We start from the raw sequence: 21,961 nt of genomic DNA on the forward strand, positions 1-21,961 counted from the left end.
ACCAATGCCACATTTGAACCATTACCAGCTTTCAGGCTGTCAATTATTTTATACCGTAAAATCAGAATTCTGTTTCAGCTAATTTCTGACCTCTCCACATTTGCTCCCAGCCCAAATCAGCAAAACAGGGCCCAACTGTCGCTTCAGAGAACTTTATATCAGTATGTCCACCATTCCATTCCATTATTCGAACGTTATCATTTCTATCGACAGTCATATCCCACCCAATATACCTAACTTGAGGTATCTTTCTATGTAAAATGACAGCTGCTTCAACACATTTTTCAAATGAGGGAATCCTTTTATCCGCAAAAGTGACCAATGTGTCTGGGTGATATTTAACAAGTGAATAGTCTGAAAGATAGGCATCGCTATTTAACGTCCCAGTACCTCGATCGACATTAACTGCGATCTCGGTGTCTCGTAAAATATGTGTTTGAGATGATCTCCCCAACCTTAAATAACATGATCGAACCGAAATATCGCCAGTTTCCTCAAATAGAGTAGTAATTCGAATTGTCGCAACAGAATCAGGCATTATCTCTGCTAAGACCTCATTCTGCTCTATGTACTCTTGAAAGACACCATTCCCTAATGATTTGATTTCATACATATCAAAATCTCTCTTAGTAAAAAAATGCACTCCTCTCCCTTGATATGAATTCCTTTCTGTCTTAAAGACTATTTTTTCACTATTTTTAAAAAGACAGTCCACAATTACACCCTCTTTAACTACCTCCAAATTTTCGTTCAACCAAAGCCCATTAACATAACAACCAATATCTGGAAACAAATTAGAATTCAATATGTTCTTTGAAAATGGCTTAAGGAATGAAGTATTCCCGTAATCTCCCATCCAAGAAGGAACAATATATCTCCCATAATAATTATCGGGGATCCACCCCTCTTTAAACGTTCCCGAAACCACGGAATAAACATAAAGCCATGGTGCATACATTTTATTTCCAAATATATCAAGGGCATATTCATCGCACATTCTTATCACATCAGCACTTGAGTTACCTTTATGCTTTTCGACTTCCTTTAACGTCTTTCTAGCTTCAGCATTTTGAATAATATTATATCTCTTCCACTTAGCTTTTAACACAAGTTTTTTTGCAATTTCAACTGATTTTTCCATAATCAAATACATCATATTATACGATACGCCCTCTTCATTTAAACCTCTCTACAAAGTAACGAAAAGCCAATTAATAAACATATTTTGAATGATGGGTAATTTCACCAATATTTGTTATCAGACCATTACATTGGGAATAAGATCAAAATCAATACAAACCAGATGATGAATATTTTCATACTCCTCGATACTCAATGCACCAGAAAACCCGATTTGCAAAGTTGAAATCTTAGGGAAAAGAAACAGGTCACATGTTAAAAATGAAACTCTCCTCGGAATTCTAAAAACAGCCGAACCTAGTACCGCATAATAAAATAACTTATTTCAATAATATTTCAAGTGAAATCCGTATTACTTCTATCAATAACAAAGATTTGGTTCCTTTTCCCGGAGGTGAAGCTTGTCCCAGTCTAAATTAGCAAAACAAGGCCCCTGAATAGCTTCAGCTAGCTTGACGCCATTACCCTTCCCATTCCATTCCATAATTTTCACGTCGCCATTCTTATCAACGATTACGTCCCAACCAATACACCGTGATTGTGGAAATAAACGATGCAGGCTACAAACTGCATCAATACATTTATCAAAAAAAGGCAGTCGTTTCCCTGAAAACATATAACTCGTATCAGGATGCCTATCAGTAGTCTGAAAGTTCGGAAGATAAACGACTGGACTCAACTCACCGGATATTAGATCAGAAGTGATTCTAATCTCGGTTTTTGCAAGGACATGAGATTCAGCAGTCCGCCCCACACGCAAAATAGAAGAACGAACAGATACATTACCAAACAGATCTATAACGGTCGTTATTCGTATGGTGGCAACCGAACCAGGCATAATCTCCTCAAAAAAAGGATGTTGTTGGATATATTCCTGAAAGACTCCGTTCCCCGCTACCTTAATCTTTTTCATATCAAAAGTTGATTTTTTTAAAAAGTAAACGCCCAACCCCTGAAAAGGCTCATTGTCTGCTTTATATACGATTTTATCACTTCTTCGAAAAAGATATTCAGCTACCTTTGCCTCCGGAATAACTTCAAGTTTCGAATCAAGCCAAATACCATTCACATAAGCTCCAATATCAGGAAATAAATTGGACTGAAATAAATTTCGAGTCAGGGGTTTTAAAAAAGACACATCGCCATAGTCACCCTGTAACATCGGAACCATATACCGGCCAAAATAATTATCAGGAATCCACCCATCTCTAAACTCACCAGCAATGGCCGAATAAGCATACAACCAAGGAGCATAAATCTTACTCCCAAATCGCTCTTTCGCATATTTGTCGCACTGCCCTATAATGCTTTGCTTTGTTTTACCTTTCTGCTTTTCCACTTCCTGAAGAACCTCATTAGCCGTTTTATTTTGCAAAAAGTGATACCTCGTCCACTTGGCTTTAACCAGAACTTTTTTGGCAATATCTACTGACTTCCCCATAGCTAAAAATTTTAGTTGTTGTTCGTTTATACAAAGAAATAAAAAAGACCACGAAGTATTCTATGTTGAACTATGGGTAATTTCAACACTATTTTGATAATATTATCCGGGAATAGCTATTAAAAAGACAATAAACGACCTTCTCCCTTACTTGACTATACTTGTATGATATTGAAACCCAACCAGAAAACAACATGAGAGTTGTCAAAAAAAAACGAAACACCAAATTATAGATATCACGAAGAAATGTGTGTACAAGGATATCAAAAACCAACTCCAAAACCGATGCTATAAAAAGGTTCCCAATCGTTGTATGGTGAATCTTTATCTTGCAAAACATCAAACAACACCTGGGCATTTAACCACACGTTTTGAGAAATCGGCTTACTGTATCCTCCACCGACAAACAAAAAATTCACCCATTCGCGACTACTCCCTCCCATCAAATTATAGAGTTCGTAATTCATCGCCTCATATTCGACGTGAGCATAGAGTGAACTAAAAATTCGGTACCGGCTAAAGAAACTAACCCCATAGTTGGACGAACTGTAATCTGATGCATATCGCTTGTCCTTAAAATACTCATAGGACAACTGAGTTCCAACCGATAACTTTGGACTAAGCTTGTACCCGATAAGCGGAGCGACTCCTACCGAGGTCACCCTGCCAAAGGATAAATTGACGTAACCGCCATAATAAATCTTGCTCTTATCAAACTTTGGCTTTTCCTCAACCTGGTGCTGTTCCTTCACGATCACGGTATCCGACTGTTGAGCCTGATCTAGCTGTTGAGCAAAAGTACTTATTGAGACAATCAGGAATACAATCGAAAAATAAATTGCTTTCATTCGGGTTGTTTTTATGAGTTTAAATTCGGATCACTATAAATTTACGGAATTCCTCCCGTTTAACAACACCATTCCAATTGGTCATTTCAATTATAAATCAGTTTATCCCCGAATACATTTCATAAAACATCAAATCATTCAAGGACATTCAGTCTTAATGCAATCGAAAGTCCTAAAAAAACCAGCATGCAGGCTATGAACAGATTACAATCTTTTTCTTTCTTTCTCGGGAAAGAGAATAGAAAACACCAAAGCTGCGGTAAAGGCCAATACATAACTGGCCAAACGCTCTGATATTCCTGTAGGATCAGCAAAAAAGGTTTTCCAAACGACCGCTGAAACTGTACCGGTAATCAAACTGCCATAAACGCCTGAACGAGAAAAGCGCTTCCAAAATAGAAGCAACAAAACAGCCGGACCGAAGGCAGCTCCAATTCCCGACCAGGCATACGACACCAAGCCATATACGGTATCTTCCATCGATATCGCCAGCAAAAAGGCGAACAGCCCAACAAGAAGCGTCAACCATTTATTCAACCGTAACATCCGTTTTTCACTCATTTGCCGGTAACTCAGGTTCGCAAACAAGTCTTCGCTAATAGCCGAAGAAGCAACCATCAACTGTGATGATGCCGTTGACATCATGGCGGACACTGCACCGGAAAGCAAAATTCCAGCTAAAATTGGGTTTAAGAGCGTCACGACCATAACCGGCAAAATCTTCTCTGAATCTTGAGCCAGTTCTGCGGCAGCATCTCCCACCAGCCCCATCTGTACCAAACGATATCCAATGATACCAATCAGGAAAGCACCTCCATAAGCCAACATCGTCCATACAACGGCCAACCAACGCGCCTGAATGGCGTCTTTTTGATTTCGCATGGCCATCATCCGGGTCAACAGCTGAGGCTGCCCCGTGTAACCAAACGCCCAGCTCAACCCGTTCAATATGAACAACCAATTTATAGCAGAATAATCCTCAGGGGTGGATTCAGCACGTAGTGCGAGCGAATCAGTCCAATCAACATGATGTTCAGCAAAAACAAAGAAGGCTACGATTGGCAAAACAACACACGTAACGACCATCAGAACAGCCTGAAATGCATCTGTTGCTACAACCGTAATAAAACCGCCCAACATAGTATATATGGTTACCAACAACGAGCCGATGACCATTCCCCAAAACGGATCAATACCAAATGTGTCGTGAAAGATTTTTCCGGCTCCACTAAATTGTGCAGCAATGTAAAGGATAAAAAAGAAGATGATAATGGCAGAACTGATCATCCCTGTTCTCTTCTCGCTACCCGGAAACCGATAACTAAACAAACCGGGAACAGTTAGCGCCTTTGTTTGAGAAGCGTATTTCTGCAAGGGAGCAGCCATGAAAAACCACAAGAACAAAATACCCAGCACACAACCGGCAGCTACCCACATCGCGCTCCAGCCTTCGGCATAAGCGTGCCCCGTTAACCCCAACAACAACCAAGCCGATTCACCCGTTGCCCGCTCGGAAAGTGCCAGCGAAAATCCGGAGATTTTCTTACCGCCAATCACATAATCTTCATTGGTCTTTGACCGCTTGGATGAGTAAAATACAATACCCATCAATACAACAAGGTAAAGGACGAAAACGGCAATCATTTGAATCTACTTCAAGGGGTTTCACTAAAAATAGATCATGATTTACAAACAAACAAAAATCAACCTAAGTGAATTCAAATTAATAACACAAGGGAAAGAAGAAGTCAATCCACCTTATAATTCTCTGGGAAGGAAGCCCAAAAGGCTATGCTAAAAATAAGAGCAAAAAAAAACCGGAGTAGCACTCCGGTTTGATTTAAGAAAGTATTTTCGATTTGCACACCCGCTCTGCATTCAGCAGCGGATTCGCATACATTTTCATAAACAATTTTTTCTGGCATTCAGGATCACCACCGCCAATGGTTTTTACCAAATCATCCAACAACTCATTAAACTTTGCTTTGCATGATTCATCAATCTCTTTGCCGTATTTCCCGTCCTCCGACAACATATCGGCGGCCAAGTAATTATAGGGCCACAACTTATAATTCCGGAAGATGCAAGCGTCAATATGATCGGCCAACTGCTGGATACTTTCCTGCGGATTCTCAGCCTGTGCAATTTTATCCAGTTGTGCATCAATTGGCTTTCCAAACGCAAAATGGACTCTTCCTTTCGGACGGGTCAAACCAAAGGCCATACTTTTCAGGTCGTCAGCTTGTGTTTTAACAAAGCCTTCGCGTTCGCGTTTATAAATCTCCTCCACTTTGGAAATACCACAAGGTTCACGTTCATATGAAATAGATAACGGAACGATTTTCAGCTCCCGGAAACCACTTTCAAAATCGCCTGAATTACTCAGGTTTAACATTTTCAACAGTGCTTGCTGCGTTTGATCACAACCATCTTTGGTACGTCCCTCACGCTGCGCAATCCATACCGACATATTATCTTCGGTTATGGTTTTCCGAATATATTGCGAAAGTGTTTTTGATGCTACCAGTAACTCCCGAACAGGAAGATTCCTTTTAACAACAAAAGCCCGGTTCAGCTTCACGATATGTTGGATCCAATCGTAAATCAGCAAATTATTGCCAATTGCTACTTCGGTGGTATTCATTCCGGCATTCACAACAATATAGTTTAGAATAGCCGAATCAAGAATTATATCCCGGTGGTTTGAAATAAAAAGGTAACTCTGTGACTTATCCAGATTTTCAATTCCGCTGTAGGTCACACCGCTGGTCGTCCGCGTGATAATCCAGTCCTCAATTAAAGGGTACATAAATTTCAGCTGCAACTCATTAATTGAATTCACACCAGCCAGCATCGCACTGACTTCTTTTACCTTTTGCTCGTCATTAAAAATGAAAAACAATACCTGACGGAACAAATCATCCTTCAATAATACATTGATGTAATGATTAACTTCTTGATCTTCGTAAGGACGAATATCGTCGAAACACATCATATCCCTCATTCAGTTGATTTAGGGCGGCAAATATACGAAATGGGATTCAAATCCTAAACCTTAATTGTAGCTTCACCTCGGTCCGGGTTGAACCATCAATCGCTGTATCGCCACTCCCAAGGGAGGTTACACCCAAAAACCAGGTCCTGGAACACTTAAACCAACATTCAATTTTTTCACAAATTTTAACTTTTCCATTTACATAAGATCGAACTCCTTCGCCATAAAAAGCTGGTATTGAGAACTGAAAAAGCAGGTCATTCTCGTAGGCGTAGATACGTGAATCATAGTCATCTGTGTCGAAATAGGCCACCCGAAACCAGAATCCTGACCTCTCATTTTTGCCATGATAACCCAAATCCTGGCTCACCATAAATCCTTCAGCGTGATGATCATGTTCATAGTAGGAATGTTCAACCCGTGTTCGAATCGAAAAACACGAACTTAAATCACCACTTAGCTGCAGCCGAACACCCCGCCGAATTTGCTGTTCGTTGTACCGAACCACCGCTGAACTTACCTTCAAAGGCTTGCTTTCGTAGAAGCAACGCGCGTAAAGTTGCCAATTCCTGGCGATCGTATAGTCCGCACGAAGCATGAACTCATGCCCTTTTCCCGGAAAAGCTGTCGTGTATTTTATCCATTTGTATTGAAAAAAATCCGCATAGGCATTCAAACTTAATTTGGAAGCAGGCAAAACCCGCAGCCCCAGAAACAGACCCTCCTCGTCGTTTACCCGGCTATTTTCGGTAAACGCAGCCGCCGCCGAAGAATTATACTTTTTGCTTATATTTCGGTACAAACCAGAAAAGGAAACCTGTCCGACAGGTTGGAAGATGAATCCGTTTAAAGCTGCCACCCCTCTAAATGAAGATGCCATCTCACCAAAAAGATACAACCGATTCAGACTGTACCGGTAATCCAGCCCCACATTTGTAATCTGTTTCCCTTCATACAGGAATTGATTATACAAGGCATCGGCTCGCTCCAATGGAAATTGATATTTGGTATGAACTCCCGACACACCAATTTCCAACCGTCCCGGCTTGTAAGTAATATGCGCTCCACCAACCAAAGCATAAACCGAATTTTTATCTTCAATTTCCGAATCGGTTCGATGCAGGCCACTTGTTTGAAATGACGTGAAAACCTTCCGATCCTCAATACTATCCGTATTCGCATCAAACTTTTTGTACGAAAGCAAAGGCTGAAAATGAAATTTCCCAAACTGCAAATCACCGGCAACACCTCGCATGTAACTATTTTCCTCTGTCGACGAATACGGCCTTATTCCCTGGTTAAATCTCGAAATTTGGTCTACATCTGTCGACTTCCCCATCTCGAACCCCTGCCACATTGTGAGCCCTTGCCCCCATTGAACCACATAATCACCAACAACGAGTGAGGATTGCTTCCGCCCAAATTCAAAGCGCAAAAATCCACTGTTATAATCAAATCCGTTGGGATTCGAGCGGCTAAAAAAGCTCTCGCCTGCATCTTTTTCTCCGGTAAAGCCTAATTGAACGTGATTTGAATTGAGACGGTAGCGCAAATACAATTTATTCGGTGAACCTTCAAACTTTCTCGTTTTAAACCCAGCCTGATGCTCAACCAAACGAGTTCCCCTCATCAACAGTTCCTGCTTTGTTCTCCGGCGAATGACTGGGCTAAAATCGACTCCGAAATCTAAAAAATAGGAGGCTAACTCAGCCAGGTTCGCGTTAAACCCGTCAATGGCAACAAGCTCGTAGGCTGTGAGAATTGGTCCATACTGATCGCGGTAATTCAATAGAGCTTCAACCTGTAACGGTGAAAGAATAAACAAAGACGAAAAATCGTTGACAACAGCATTGTCCACATGAATCGGGTTCTCATTCAAATCAATTAAATCCTGCAGCAATTGCTCGACATCCGTATTTTCATTCTTTTCAAAAACCTGTTCAAGCAGTGTTTGAAGTTTGTCTTGTAGAGACATGTTTGCCTGCTGTGCTAATACAAAAACGGCACCGTGTAAAATCAAGAATAGCATAAACAGTTTTTTCATGGGCGTTTAAAATAAAGTGAGATGGAAGGCGAAAAACCGAGATACTCGTGATAGGAGAAAGCAATATCGGATTGCATTCTCCTAGTCAGGTAACCAAGCCCCATTGACCAACCGGGACTTTTAGTTTGAAAACCAGCCCGAATACAAAACTGTCGAAGCACATAATACTGCAATCCAAAATGCACTGTTACATTTTGCTCATCATCATAGGACAGTTGGGACAGCACCAAAAAATCTTCCTGAAAAACCTTATGGGCACCGAACCGAATAACCAAAGGGTAATCGCGATTAAAATCAGTTGAATTCATTTCCAATCCCATCGGATTAAAAAAAGAAAGCCCAAAACCATAGCTGTTATGGCGGTATTGCAGTCCAATATTGAAAGTGACTAATGCTGGATTTTGCACCGACTCGGCCATTTTCAAATTAAAATAGTAAAATTGAATTCCTCCTGAAAAACGCTCTCCGAATGCCTTTGCCAAACCAATCCCCAATTGAGTTTCGCGAAAAGCATCATTCCCGAACTGTCCTACTGAGGCAAGGAAACGGCTTTTCGCCACAGGAATGACCATAACAACAGAAACGGACGAGAGATCTTCCAGTAGAAATCGATTGGAGTACGTTATTCCTCCTGTGAAACCAGACAATGAGGCCGAAGAAGGGTTCAAGACAACAGGTTCAGCACCTCCCAAACTAACACCACTCCCTCCCAACGCTTGCAGCGAAGCCGGAATCATTGGTGCCTCCTGAGCATTCACCTTCACCAGGAACAGAAGACTGAAAATGTAGAAAATTAATTGTTTGCTTAGATATCCATACATAAAAAAAAGGGTTAACCTTTCGGTCCACCCTTCTCAAACCTGCACTTATGTCAAGTTACAACATCTATTCTAAACAAAAAAGTTATTCCAGTTTATTGTATTTATGTTTCACAACAAGTAAACCCATTGAAACAACGTTTATTCGACAGAAACTCGATTAGTTAGTTTTGAATTTGAACTTAATCTCCGCCAGATCTTTATTGGCTTTAACGATTTTGGTTTTCAAGTTCTCTTTAAACTGCACCAATTTTTCTGCCATTTCTGCATCGCCCAGCGAAATCATCTGAGCAGCCAGAATTCCGGCATTCTGAGCACCGTTAATAGCGACTGTTGCAACCGGTATTCCGGGAGGCATTTGAGCGATTGCCAACAAAGCATCCATACCGTCTAGGCTGGCCCGAATTGGCACACCAATAATGGGTAGCGGTGTCATCGCTGCGATAACCCCAGGTAAGTGAGCCGCCATTCCTGCTCCGGCAATAATCACTTTTATGCCACGGTCTTTAGCTCCTTTAGCAAACTTTTCAACTTCTTCTGGAGTGCGGTGAGCTGACAAAGCGTTAATTTCAAAAGGAATTTCAAACTCGTTTAAAATTTTTGCTGCAGCTTCCATTACTCCCAAATCAGAAGTACTGCCCATAATAATACTAACTTTTGGTTCCATTATATCTGTTTTAAAATCACTGTAAACATCTCCGAAACAAGTTTATTCGCCATCAGGTTCAATCCTTCCTTTAAAACTGTCCACTCATCTCGCTGCAAAATTACGACCGCTAATCCGTTCATTCAAGTTAAAGTGAAAATAATCAGCTATTGACGATCATTCGAGCGATTATTTTTCGTTACTTTGCAGCTTTTTAAAATCAAGGCTAAAATAGTCGAAATTAAAAGATATTAAAAACAATCTTTGATCATCATTTATCCAGTTTAAAGTCAAAAAGGTAATGGGAAAAATCACGATTATCGATAAAGAATTTGAATTATTTATTCCTTACGAGAAAATCCGTTCAGTCATTGAAAAAATTGCTGACGAGATGAATGAGAACCTGAAGGGAAAGGACCCGCTGTTTCTTTGCATTCTGAATGGATCATTCATGTTTGCAGCTGAGATTTTTAAACGGATTACTTTGCTCGACGCTGAAATTTCATTTGTAAAACTAGCATCTTACCAAGGAACTTCGACCACAGGAACTGTGAAAGAACTAATTGGGCTAAATGAGGATCTGGCGGGACGTACAGTTATTGTACTCGAAGATATTGTCGATACTGGCATCACCATTGAGAATGTAATTGCCCAAATTCAATCAAAGAATCCAGCAGAAGTTCAAGTAGCAACCTTGCTTCTAAAGCCTGATGCGCTGCAACGAGATGTAAAACTGGATTACATTGGATTGGAAATTCCGAATGAATTCATTGTCGGATACGGACTCGATTACGACGGTAAAGGCCGGAACCTAATCGACATTTTCAAAGTCGTTGAATAATCCCATCTAAAATATATTGTAAAATGTTGAATTTAGTTTTATTCGGCCCACCGGGAGCAGGCAAAGGTACTCAAGCCGAATTTTTGATCGAAAGCTTCGGGTTGGTTCACCTGTCAACCGGAGATTTATTACGTAACGAAATTGCATCGTCAACACCACTTGGAGTTGAAGCGAAGCGCTACATGGACAATGGCGAACTAGTTCCGGACTCAGTTGTAATCGGGATGATTAAGAACAAACTGGAAGCAAACACGGATGCCAAAGGATTCATCTTCGATGGTTTCCCACGTACAGTTGCACAGGCTGAAGCACTCGACCAACTGTTGAACGCAAACGGAACTCCGGTTTCAGCGATGTTAAGCCTTGAAGTTGCAAAAGAAGAATTGATTGCCCGCTTGTTAAACCGCGGAAAAACGTCGGGACGTTCTGATGACCAAGATGAATCAATTATCGAAAACCGCATCAATGTTTACAATGAAAAAACATTGCCACTGAAAAACTATTTTGCCGGTCAAAATAAACACTTCGGAATTAAAGGAATGGGGTCTATTGACGAGATTGCCGCCCGTTTATCTGAAGCTATTAAGGCATTATAGCCTTTAAAAGTATTGCCCAAGGGACGGATGTAATCCATGCATTCGTCTTTTTTTATATATCTTGCATACATTCAATTTTTTAAACCACAATGGCCGAAAACAATTTTGTTGACTACGTAAAGATTTTTTGTCGCTCAGGGAATGGAGGACCCGGTTCTGCACACCTTCGTCGTGAAAAATACATTCCTAAAGGTGGACCTGACGGCGGAGACGGTGGCCGTGGTGGGCATGTTATAGTCCGGGGCAATGCTCAAATGTGGACCCTGCTTCACCTAAGATACAGACGTCACATTTTTGCCGGTCACGGCGAATCGGGCGGCAAGCAGTGCAGTAGTGGTGCCGATGGTGAAGATATAGTCATCGACGTTCCGTTAGGAACGGTTGCTAAAGACGCCGAAACGGGTGAATTTCTATTTGAAATTACCCACGATGGAGAAACTCAGATCCTGGTCAAAGGTGGACGTGGAGGTTTAGGAAATAACCATTTCAAAACACCTACAAACCAGACACCTCGTTATGCTCAACCTGGCGAACAAAGTGTTGAAGGGTGGAAAATACTTGAACTGAAAGTACTGGCTGATGTTGGGTTAGTTGGGTTTCCAAGTGCCGGAAAATCCACTCTTTTGTCGGTCGTTTCAGCCGCCAAACCTAAAATTGCCGATTATCCGTTTACAACGCTTACTCCAAATTTAGGTATCGTAGCATACCGTAATAATCAGTCGTTTGTTATGGCTGACATACCAGGAATTATTGAAGGTGCGCACGAAGGAAAAGGATTGGGACTTCGATTCCTCCGACATATTGAACGAAATTCCATGTTACTCTTTATGGTTCCGGCCGACAGTAAAGATCACCGGAAGGATTATTTCATTCTTTTGAGTGAGTTGGAAAAGTACAACCCTGAATTGTTGGATAAAGAACGATTCTTAGTCATCAGCAAATCCGATTTCCTGGACAACGAACTGAAGCGTGAAATCAGCAAAGAGCTACAAGATATTCCCCACGAATACATATCGTCGGTTACGGGTTACGGGATTACACAATTAAAAGATACTATTTGGAAGATACTGAATAAACCGCAATAATTTCATGGAGCACATAATCGACATTGATAAATCCATTTTCTTTTATTTAAACGGAATGCATTCTCCCTTTTGGGATGTCGTTATGGCTCTGTTCACCCGTACTGAGTATTGGATGTTGCTCTTCGCGGTCATGTTATATTATATCATTCGCCGCTACCGGATGAAATCAATTATGATTTTAATCCTTTTAGCTTTGGCTATTTTAGTCGCCGACCAATTCTCGGGACTAATCAAAGATTCCGTTCAGAGATTCAGACCATCACACGATCCAAGCATGCAGAACCTTGTGCATAATGTGCTCTCACGAGGTGGTCTATATGGTTATTTTTCAGCTCATGCAGCCAATACGTTTGCTGTCGCGACTTACACATCTTTCATCTTCAAGAACCGTCGATTCAATATTCTCATATTTTGTTGGGCAACTTTCGTCAGTTACAGTAGAATATACCTTGGAGTTCACTTTCCATTCGATATTTTAACCGGGATTGTTTTTGGTTCAGCCTTGGGATACGGCATATATCGACTCTTGATTTACCTAGACAATCGTTTTTTCGTGTTGGGACTTCCAAAACTTGCAGATACGAAACTTCGGAATAAAGATTTCCGCTACATATTAATTATCGTTTTATGTTTCGTTTTTACAACCCTTCTATTGGTCAATCGCCTGCAACATTTCGGTTGGCTCCAGCAATAAGCTGAACCGTAAAAAAACCATTACCTGCAACAAGATATTCCAACATAAAAAGTTTCAAACAAAACAAAGGAGTCTTGTCTTTCACGGGTTCCGTCATATTTCGAGGCATTCTTAATGCCTTCTCTCCATCCCACTCCCCTATCCGGTTACCACTACGCAATTATATGTGACAGAACTCCTATACTCCGTTCTGAAAATCATTAAAATTGACTTAGAAAACAATCATGGATCGACCTGTCTTGATTGGAAAAAATGAACTAACGGCTTTGAATGTCCAATTTGATCATTTCTATTCCGAAGAACAATTCTTAGGTCTAAACCACCTTACTCGTTCTATCCAGATTTATTTACCCATGGAAGCCTCTTCTCTTCCTATACTGAACTATTGCACTTGCCACAAACAATAGATACAATAAAAAGAGGAATACCTGTTTTTGTCCGAATAAAAGAGATGCTTAAGGAGCCAAATTCATTTGAGAAACCAGAAGGAGCAAAAGCACGAACAAAGCGGCTATTACAAATCAACGAACCACGGTCATTTATACTTCATTATCGAGCAAATAAAATCCAAAAACATCCTTTACAGCAAACCGGACAACACTTTACTACAAAATGAACGCAACCAACGACAGCGCACGTTTAGACTAAACACTAAAAAATCGACATTACTCGAATTATCAACGCCAGTTTTTTGATACGACAAATGGAAACCATCACCTAATTAAGTCGGGTTTCCACCACTCCTATTCCAATATCCAAGAAGGTTCACACTCATCTATGGGTGAAATTACCCATTGACTTATTCTATATGTTTTAAAACACTTTCTTAATATATTGACTGCATGTAATTTAAGATACGGACGTCTTTTTTTGCGTGTATTCACTACTTGAATTCGGTCAAAATAAGTCGGAATTTTGAATTAAAGCAATTCGATAGAAATCACGCAATTCTTAACAGGCATTGCCCTTCTATTTTCTAAAACCTAATTCGCAACCAACAGAGCAATATCAAATCGAAAATTGGTAATGAGACTTCTATTGTCCTAAAAAGACAGAAATAGAAAGTCAAAATATTACGAAAGATTTGATTTTCAAAGAACGCGACCAGTGTGAGTCAGGAAGCGAAGCTGTGTAAAAACATCAAATAATAAAAGAACGATCTGCAATCAAATACAATTATTAATCCTCAAAATGACCGATTATGAGTTTAATTAATTCAAATTACCAATGGTTTGCCTTATACACGAAATCCAGATTCGAGAAAAAGGTGCATGCTAGCCTTCAGTCTAAAGGGATCGAAAGTTATTTACCTCTCAGGACCGAAAAAAGACGGTGGAGTGATCGGATAAAAACAATCGAAGAACCTTTACTGAAAGGCTACATCTTTGTTAAAGTAAGTAATCGGGAGTATTTCAATGTTCTGAATACACCAGGTGCTGTCGCATATGTCTCTTTTGGGGGAAAAGCAGCATCTATTCCTGAAAAACAACTGAATGATTTGCAAGTATTCCTTTGCGGCTACAATCAACAAATTGATGTCACATACGACAACTTGGAAGAAGGACGTAAAGTCATTGTTGTAAATGGACCAATGAAAGGTGTCGTAGGTGACATTGTCGAATTCAGAGGGAAGAGTAGAATCGCTCTGCGATTTAAAAACCTTGGATATTGTATTCTTACTGACATCGCGACAAAAGATGTGGAAGTTTACAAACCGAACTTAATCAGCACTCACAAGAAGCTTGTTCAATCACTGCTCAGCGCATAGCAACTACACTGCATTTTCGACGCGATTAGATTTATAAATAAGCAAATATTTCGATTTTGTCAACTTTAGAATACGGCGGTCTCGATACTCGTTTGAAATCAGGATGGGCACCCTAAATAATAGAAAACTACTCTCATGAACGCCTTTATTGTAAAGTACCGATCAAAAGACGACCTATTTCTTTATAATTTATGACAGTCGATTCCAACTTTCGAATAAATTGAATTCAGCAAAATACTATTGAACTTCCTTGTGCCATATTGAAGATGAATTTGATCGACTGATCTTCTTCTTCAATGGGAAACTTACTACAAAACGGGAATATCCGAATTCTACCGTACTCTAAAACCGGTATTATTTCAAATTCGATTAAATAGTTCTGCAATGAAGTCGCTGGACCAATGATAGCCATTAGCAACGATCTCATCTACCCTTGCTCTCCTTCTTAGTATGCATCCTTTATTGACATATTTGAAGACAGAGAAGGTAAATGAATTGAAATAGATAAACCCACCCACAACTTAGAGGCTTTCAGATGCATTTCAAGCACTTTAGAAATTTTGATCTTTGGAAAAAATCAGATGAAATGGTTAATTCCCTAAATATGATAGACATCCGATCAGTATCAAGTAATTTTTCTATCCTAGGTCAGGTCAAAGATCTAATTAGAAGTATTAATCACGACATCGAAGAGGCTTGCACACAAACTGATTTGCATGTGACCTTATACTATTTCTCAAAAGCAAAATCTTCGTGCTTGGTCCTGGGCGAAATCTTGAGTGCAAATGAAGTTTCATCTTCAGAACGAATTGGGCCCTATTTGATTCGGAACAATAATGAAATGGTATCAATGCTCAACAGTTACATACACCTCAATCGGGTGAACATTATAATGGACATTCGTAGAAAAAAAAAATAAGTGTAGTTCCTTTACCAATAACCATCAAGTAAAAATATTTAATATGTCAAAAGTTGCTTTAATTACTGGAATAACCGGACAAGACGGTGCTTACTTAGCCGAATACTTACTAAAAAAGGATTATATTGTCCATGGTATAAAGCGTCGGTCTTCGATGTTCAATACGGATCGCATTGACCACTTATACCAAGACCCACATACAGATCACCGGAATTTAATTTTACACTACGGTGATTTAACTGATAGTATGAATCTTACCCGAATTATACAGGAAGTCAAGCCAGACGAAATCTATAATCTAGCAGCAATGAGCCATGTTAAAGTCAGCTTTGACACACCTGAATATACTGCAAATGCAGATGGAATAGGAACTCTCAGGATACTAGAGGCTGTTCGTTTACTTGGATTGAAAACCAGAATTTATCAGGCTTCAACATCCGAATTGTATGGTTTGGTACAACAGGTTCCTCAATCAGAAACCACTCCGTTTTATCCTCGTTCACCTTATGCCGTAGCTAAACTGTATGGATATTGGATTACTGTAAATTACCGTGAAGCTTACAAAATGCACGCTAGCAATGGGATTCTTTTCAACCATGAATCCCCAATTCGCGGTGAAACTTTTGTTACAAGAAAAGTAACACGAGCCATTTCTCGAATTGCTTTGGGCATGCAGGAAAACGTATTTATGGGCAACTTGTCATCCAAACGAGACTGGGGACACGCCAAAGACTACATCAAAGCAATGTATTTGATCCTTCAACAAGATGAGCCGGATGACTATGTTATCGCAACTGGTATCACAACTACCATTCGCGATTTTATAAAAATGGCTTGTGCTGAAGTTGGTTTGGAAATTTCGTTTACTGGCGAAGGAGCCGACGAAGTAGGTACAATAACTGCCGTTGACGAAAGCTTGTTTATCTCAAAGGTTGGCGCAGATTACTTGGAAGCCATGAAAAAACGGATCACGGATCAGACCAGTGACATCGTGCATGTCGACCCTATGTATTTCCGTCCTACAGAAGTTGACTTATTGATTGGTGATCCGACAAAAGCCATGACCAAATTGAACTGGACACCAGAATATGATTTAGCAGGTCTGGTTGCAGATATGATGCAGTCGGATGTCAAATTAATGCAGAAAGATGCTTACCTAAACAAAGGTGGTTATCAAACATTGAATTATTTTGAATAATATGATTCTTTTTCCATCCATTTAAAATTCTGCGTTTAACTTTGCATTTCAAAATAAACCAATGATAGAAAAAGATAGCAAAATATATATTGCAGGTCACCGAGGATTGGTCGGTTCAGCAATTTTGAAAGGTTTGAAGGAAAAAGGGTATTCAAATTTTGTGACTCGAACACATAGAGAACTCGACTTATCAGACCAAAATGCCGTTGCCGGATTTTTTGCTGAGGAAAAACCGGACTATGTTTTTCTGGCGGCCGCTAAAGTAGGTGGCATCATGGCTAATAATGTTTATCGCGGCCAGTTTATCTATGAAAATCTGATGATCCAAAATAATGTCATCCACCAGGCCTACATAAACGGAGTAAAAAAGTTGCTTTTCCTCGGAAGTACATGCATTTATCCAAGAGAAGCTCCTCAGCCAATGCCTGAGGATAGTTTATTGACCTCACCGCTGGAATATACCAATGAACCATACGCTATTGCCAAAATAACAGGAATAAAAATGTGCGAAAGCTATAATATCCAGTACGGCACTAATTTTATTTCGGTAATGCCAACGAACTTATACGGTCCTAATGATAATTTCGATTTAGAGAAATCTCATGTATTGCCGGCACTATTCCGCAAAATCTATTTAGGAAAATGTCTTTCTGAAGCAAACTGGGTCGCAATTCGGGAAGATTTGAAAAAACGTCCTGTTGAGTCAGTTGATGACAAAGCCTCGGAAGAAACTATCCTAAATATTCTCGAAAAATATGGCATTAAAACACGCGATGGGAAATATGCTGTTGAGATATGGGGCACAGGAAAACCGATGCGGGAATTTCTTTGGAGTGAGGACATGGCTGATGCCTGTATTTTCGTGATGGAGAATATCGATTTCAGTAATGTTTCACCAACTGATTCAAAAGAAATCCGGAACACACATATCAATATCGGTACAGGAAAGGAAATCAGCATTCGCGATTTGGCAGAGTTAATCCAAAGCAAAGTCGGTTTTGATGGAGAACTCTATTTCAACACGTCGAAACCGGATGGCACAATGAGAAAGCTTACTGATCCGTCAAAACTTCACGGGTTAGGTTGGAAGCACGGCATCGAAATAGAAGAGGGCATTGACCGCATAATCAAATGGTATCAATCCTAATATTGAAATAAAAAATGAATACAAATAACTATTTAGTTGTCATGGCCGGCGGTATCGGAAGTCGATTTTGGCCAGCTAGTACAGCACAAAAACCGAAGCAGTTTTTAGATATGCTGGGGACCGGCCGTACACTATTTCAACATACCATAGATCGTTTTAAAACAGTTTGCCCGGTCGAGAATATTCTGGTTGTGACTTCTGCTAATTATACCTCAATTGTGAAAGAGCAATATCCGGAAATACTGGATGGAAATATTTTAGCTGAACCGTGCATGCGAAATACGGCTCCCTGTATCGCCTACGCATCTTACAAAATCAAAAAATTAAATCCTCAAGCTAATATTGTAGTAAGTCCTGCAGATCACGTGATCGAAGAGGTAGATATTTTTCAAGACACTGTTTTAACCGGACTTCGTTTCACTGAAGAAAACGATTCAATACTAACTTTAGGTATCATCCCCAGAAGACCGGAGACCGGTTATGGTTATATCCAAACAACCGATAAAGACGCAGAAATAGCCAAAGTAAAAGCTTTTAAAGAAAAGCCCAACCTTGACACTGCAAAACAATATTTAGATGAAGGCGGCTATTATTGGAATGCAGGAATTTTCTTCTGGTCTGTTTCGACCATCATTGATGCCTTTGAAAAATTCAATCCTGACCTTGCAGCGATCTTTGAAAGTGGCTTTGATAAACTTTACACAGATGCTGAAGCCGATTTTATTAATGCGGCATTTCCAACATGTGAAAATATCTCTATCGATTACAGCATTCTGGAAAAAGCAGAGAATCTTTATGTGCAGCAGGCTACGTTTTCTTGGTCCGATTTAGGCACTTGGAGCGCACTTTGGGAAAAAGCCGAGAAATTACCTGATGATAATGTTTCATTCGCATCAAAAACAGGCTTTTATGAAAGTTCAAATAATCTTATCCATACCAGTACAATAAAACAAGTAGTGGTACAGGGTCTACAAGATTACATCGTTGTTGAATCAAATGGGACATTGCTGATCTGCAGCAAAAAAGAAGAACAGCGAATAAAACAATTCCTGAAAGACACAGAGGAATAATATTCTTTTTATTCTAGAAAATGGTCGAGAACAATTTTATCCCGGGTATTCGGAACTACAGATTAGGACAAGGATTTACTTTATTTTGGACATTTCTAATTTTTGTGTTGTGCCTGATGCCTGCAACTGATTTACCCAAAGCAGAAGGTATTCCCAACCTGGATAAAATTGTTCACTTCACTTTATATTTCGTATTAACTCTTTCAGCCTTCACGACACTTAAACTAATGAAGACCAGAATCAATACAATATTGATTCTTTCAGGCTTCTTTTCACTCGGTCTTCTTATTGAGATTTTACAGTTTATTCTACCATTCAATCGCTCATTTTCAGTCTATGACCTCATAGCCAATTCCATTGGTTTTATTTCCGGTTGGATTGTTTATCGATACTTTATAGCAAATAAGATCGTTTAGTCATTTCTTAATAACTATTATGTAATTAGATGCATGCCTGTTGGATGAGTTCAATTAACTGCATTATTAACTCCGTTTAAAGTTAATTTATGCGTGCATAAAACAGGACCTCTTCCTCGCATCATACATTGCGATTATAAAACTAATTCTACACTCTATTTATTTAAAATTATAAGTCATGTATAAAGAACGTGAAATTGTCCTTGCTAAACTCAGCATTGCGATACAAGTTATTCTAACAATATTGTGTTTTCTTGCAATTGGACTTTTTACAGATGGCAATGAAATAGGTTACCTAAGTCTAACTCGAGAGCTAAAAAATGCCATTGTAATTATCTCGTTACTTTGGTATATCATTCTGGATATCTATGGGATGGGGTCAATAGCCAGAACCGCTGGATCCCGATCAATTCTGAAAGGATATATCAAATCGGTAATCACTGCCGTGTGCTTTCTATTCGCCATAAATATTATTCTTCGGTATGACGTACTTAGCATTCCCGAAATTTTATACTTCGGCATACTTGACCTCTTTATTCTTACCGGCTACAATAATTTTGTATTCTTCGTAATGAGATACCTACGTCGTCGGGGTTTCAACTCAAAACAAATAATGATAATTGCAGATAGCGAATGTATCCCTAATATTGAGGAAATAATTAATACGAAAGATTGGGGCTTCCAGATATGGGGTATTATGACCGATTGCGAAGAAATTAAGCACAAATATGCCGTCGACTATAATATAATCTCAATGCGATCCAATATAAAACCTCTAATCGACGCTAATCCTATTGACGACGTAATTTACTGTCGCTCGGGAATAAACCAAGCTGAAATTAAGACCTTTTTAGATGATTGCTCGGAGATTGGTGTAGGATTTCACTACCAAACTAAGTTAGATCCAGCGATGCAAGAAAAAAATTCGCGCCCCGTTCTTTCCAAAATAAGTCAACTCCCTTTCATCTCACACAAGAACTCACCCGATAACTACTTGGAACTGAAACTTAAGTCGATATTTGACTTTTTCTTTAGCTTAGGCGTAATCGTATTGACATTCCCTGTCCAATTAGCCATTGCAATAGCAATCAAAATTGACGATGGAGGGCCAATCTTTTTCAAACAAGAACGATCGGGGCTGAATGGACGACGTTTTTACTGTTTTAAGTTTCGGACAATGGTGGTAAACGCGGAAGAGTTAAAAGCTCAATTAGCGGGACAAAACGAACAAGAAGGGCCAGTCTTTAAGATTAAATCGGATCCTCGTGTTACGAGAATTGGTCGTATTCTAAGAAAAACATCTCTCGATGAAATTCCTCAATTTCTGAATGTTATTCGAGGAGATATGTCTGTTGTTGGTCCACGACCGCCTCTCCCCTCTGAAGTCGAAAAATATGAAAGATGGCAAATTCGTCGTCTCAGTATGAAACCAGGTTTAACCTGTACATGGCAAGTATCAGGAAGAAATAATATTCCATTCACCCAATGGATGAAACTTGATTTAGAATATATCGACAATTGGTCATTTAAAAAAGATATCGAATTAATATTCAGAACCGTAAGAGTTGTTCTTATTGGCGATGGCAGCTAAATCAACTATTCGAATATTGAAATTTTTAAATCGGACTTCTTAAACTACGTGCAAGAAATGCCCGAAGGTATTAACCTTCGGGCATTTCTTGTTTAAATACTTCTCACAAAGAAACACGATCCCAATAGTGCAACACTTGACTGTACAGTACAGTTAAGCTTTAAATGCATTTTTTCATGCGATAATTACCGGTTGCCGGTAAGCCACCCCAAAACAAAGGCTCTGCCTGTTTTTGACCACCTAGTCCGGGTACCAAGGTTTAGACTTTACCAGCAATGTCAGAGCGACTAGGTTACCTAGATCAAACAACGAAAGGGTAAAGTTTAAATAGCGGCAATCAAAGAGAAAGCTGAAAAGGATACCTTCCCGAATGGCCTTGCTGATTCCAAGGTATCTTGACAAACCCGGCAACTGCTATGGAAAAGAGAACGAAGATCGACTGGACTGTGAGTTGAGTTGAGTTGAGTAGGGAGCTTGGAGCGACCTTTGGGCAATTAGCCCTCCGGATCCCGGAAGATAGCTTTTGGCGTGATCCTGTGTCTGTGGGTGTGGGGTTTTAGATGGAAGCCTCGGTTTTTCGAGCATAAAAAAAGCCCGTTGCTCTGGAGAACAACGGGCTTGAAAAGAGGGCGACGACCTACTCTCCCACATAAATGCAGTACCATCGGCGCTGGCGGGCTTAACTTCTCTGTTCGGAATGGGAA

18 protein-coding genes and 1 rRNA gene are annotated in these 21,961 nt (G+C 39.8%); 10 read left to right on the top strand and 9 right to left on the bottom strand.

From position 1 onward, the window contains the following. Window positions 1–61: 61 nt before the first annotated feature. The 8 genes from GJV22_RS21140 to purE form a co-directional block, all read right to left on the bottom strand. On the bottom strand, window positions 62–1,141 hold the full coding sequence (locus GJV22_RS21140) for a sugar-transfer associated ATP-grasp domain-containing protein (protein WP_163718420.1): 1,080 nt from the start codon (window positions 1,139–1,141) through the stop codon (window positions 62–64). Between the two features lie 360 nt (window positions 1,142–1,501). Beyond that, window positions 1,502–2,479 (bottom strand): sugar-transfer associated ATP-grasp domain-containing protein, encoded by a 978-nt coding sequence (locus GJV22_RS21145; RefSeq protein ID WP_163718422.1) that lies wholly within the window; start codon window positions 2,477–2,479, stop codon window positions 1,502–1,504. Between the two features lie 365 nt (window positions 2,480–2,844). Beyond that, window positions 2,845–3,429 carry a hypothetical protein gene (locus GJV22_RS21150; protein ID WP_163718424.1) on the bottom strand — a complete coding sequence of 195 codons (585 nt, stop codon included), beginning with the start codon at window positions 3,427–3,429 and terminating at the stop codon, window positions 2,845–2,847. A 204-nt stretch (window positions 3,430–3,633) separates the two neighbouring features. Continuing rightward, complete coding sequence (locus GJV22_RS21155) at window positions 3,634–5,073, bottom strand: sodium/proline symporter (RefSeq protein ID WP_163718426.1); 1,440 nt, start codon at window positions 5,071–5,073, stop codon at window positions 3,634–3,636. Window positions 5,074–5,269: 196 nt separating this feature from the next. Beyond that, on the bottom strand, window positions 5,270–6,433 hold the full coding sequence (locus GJV22_RS21160) for a 1-acyl-sn-glycerol-3-phosphate acyltransferase (protein ID WP_163718428.1): 1,164 nt from the start codon (window positions 6,431–6,433) through the stop codon (window positions 5,270–5,272). Window positions 6,434–6,470: 37 nt separating this feature from the next. Further along, window positions 6,471–8,468 (bottom strand): hypothetical protein, encoded by a 1,998-nt coding sequence (locus GJV22_RS21165; RefSeq protein WP_205461987.1) that lies wholly within the window; start codon window positions 8,466–8,468, stop codon window positions 6,471–6,473. Further along, a complete protein-coding gene (locus GJV22_RS21170; protein WP_163718432.1) occupies window positions 8,465–9,289 on the bottom strand; it encodes a hypothetical protein in 825 nt (274 codons plus the stop codon). Before GJV22_RS21170 ends, GJV22_RS21165 begins: the two co-directional genes overlap by 4 nt. A 157-nt stretch (window positions 9,290–9,446) precedes the next feature. Then, entirely contained in the window at window positions 9,447–9,953 is a 507-nt protein-coding gene (gene purE, locus GJV22_RS21175) for a 5-(carboxyamino)imidazole ribonucleotide mutase (protein WP_163718434.1), read from the bottom strand. A gap of 280 nt (window positions 9,954–10,233) precedes the next feature. Between purE and hpt the strand changes: the two genes are divergently transcribed. The 10 genes from hpt to GJV22_RS21225 all read left to right on the top strand — a co-directional run bounded on the left by hpt (window position 10,234) and on the right by GJV22_RS21225 (window position 21,257). Further along, window positions 10,234–10,773, top strand: a complete 540-nt coding sequence (gene hpt / locus GJV22_RS21180) for a hypoxanthine phosphoribosyltransferase (RefSeq protein ID WP_163718436.1) — start codon at window positions 10,234–10,236, stop codon at window positions 10,771–10,773. A 23-nt stretch (window positions 10,774–10,796) separates the two neighbouring features. After that, complete coding sequence (locus GJV22_RS21185; RefSeq protein ID WP_163718438.1) at window positions 10,797–11,369, top strand: adenylate kinase; 573 nt, start codon at window positions 10,797–10,799, stop codon at window positions 11,367–11,369. Window positions 11,370–11,458: 89 nt separating this feature from the next. Beyond that, the gene (obgE, locus tag GJV22_RS21190) at window positions 11,459–12,454 is read left to right on the top strand and encodes a GTPase ObgE (protein WP_163718440.1); all 996 of its coding nucleotides are present in this window, start codon (window positions 11,459–11,461) and stop codon (window positions 12,452–12,454) included. A gap of 4 nt (window positions 12,455–12,458) precedes the next feature. Next, entirely contained in the window at window positions 12,459–13,148 is a 690-nt protein-coding gene (locus tag GJV22_RS21195) for a phosphatase PAP2 family protein (protein ID WP_163718442.1), read from the top strand. A 1,201-nt stretch (window positions 13,149–14,349) separates the two neighbouring features. Then, window positions 14,350–14,916 carry a UpxY family transcription antiterminator gene (locus tag GJV22_RS21200; protein ID WP_163718445.1) on the top strand — a complete coding sequence of 189 codons (567 nt, stop codon included), beginning with the start codon at window positions 14,350–14,352 and terminating at the stop codon, window positions 14,914–14,916. Window positions 14,917–15,878: 962 nt separating this feature from the next. Beyond that, complete coding sequence (gmd, locus tag GJV22_RS21205) at window positions 15,879–17,033, top strand: GDP-mannose 4,6-dehydratase (RefSeq protein WP_163718447.1); 1,155 nt, start codon at window positions 15,879–15,881, stop codon at window positions 17,031–17,033. Between the two features lie 61 nt (window positions 17,034–17,094). Then, the gene (locus GJV22_RS21210) at window positions 17,095–18,180 is read left to right on the top strand and encodes a GDP-L-fucose synthase family protein (RefSeq protein ID WP_163718449.1); all 1,086 of its coding nucleotides are present in this window, start codon (window positions 17,095–17,097) and stop codon (window positions 18,178–18,180) included. A gap of 14 nt (window positions 18,181–18,194) precedes the next feature. Next, window positions 18,195–19,250 carry a mannose-1-phosphate guanylyltransferase gene (locus tag GJV22_RS21215; RefSeq protein ID WP_163718451.1) on the top strand — a complete coding sequence of 352 codons (1,056 nt, stop codon included), beginning with the start codon at window positions 18,195–18,197 and terminating at the stop codon, window positions 19,248–19,250. Between the two features lie 20 nt (window positions 19,251–19,270). After that, the gene (locus GJV22_RS21220; RefSeq protein WP_163718453.1) at window positions 19,271–19,666 is read left to right on the top strand and encodes a VanZ family protein; all 396 of its coding nucleotides are present in this window, start codon (window positions 19,271–19,273) and stop codon (window positions 19,664–19,666) included. Window positions 19,667–19,844: 178 nt separating this feature from the next. Beyond that, window positions 19,845–21,257: a sugar transferase gene (locus GJV22_RS21225; RefSeq protein WP_163718455.1), complete on the top strand. Its 1,413-nt coding sequence runs from the start codon at window positions 19,845–19,847 to the stop codon at window positions 21,255–21,257. A 624-nt stretch (window positions 21,258–21,881) separates the two neighbouring features. Here GJV22_RS21225 and rrf read toward each other — a convergent pair. Next, window positions 21,882–21,961 (bottom strand): 5S ribosomal RNA (rrf, locus tag GJV22_RS21230); the annotation flags it as partial.

Origin of the sequence: Mangrovibacterium lignilyticum (assembly GCF_010882175.1) — a bacterium.
GTDB classification, from domain to species: Bacteria; Bacteroidota; Bacteroidia; order Bacteroidales; family Prolixibacteraceae; genus Mangrovibacterium; species Mangrovibacterium lignilyticum.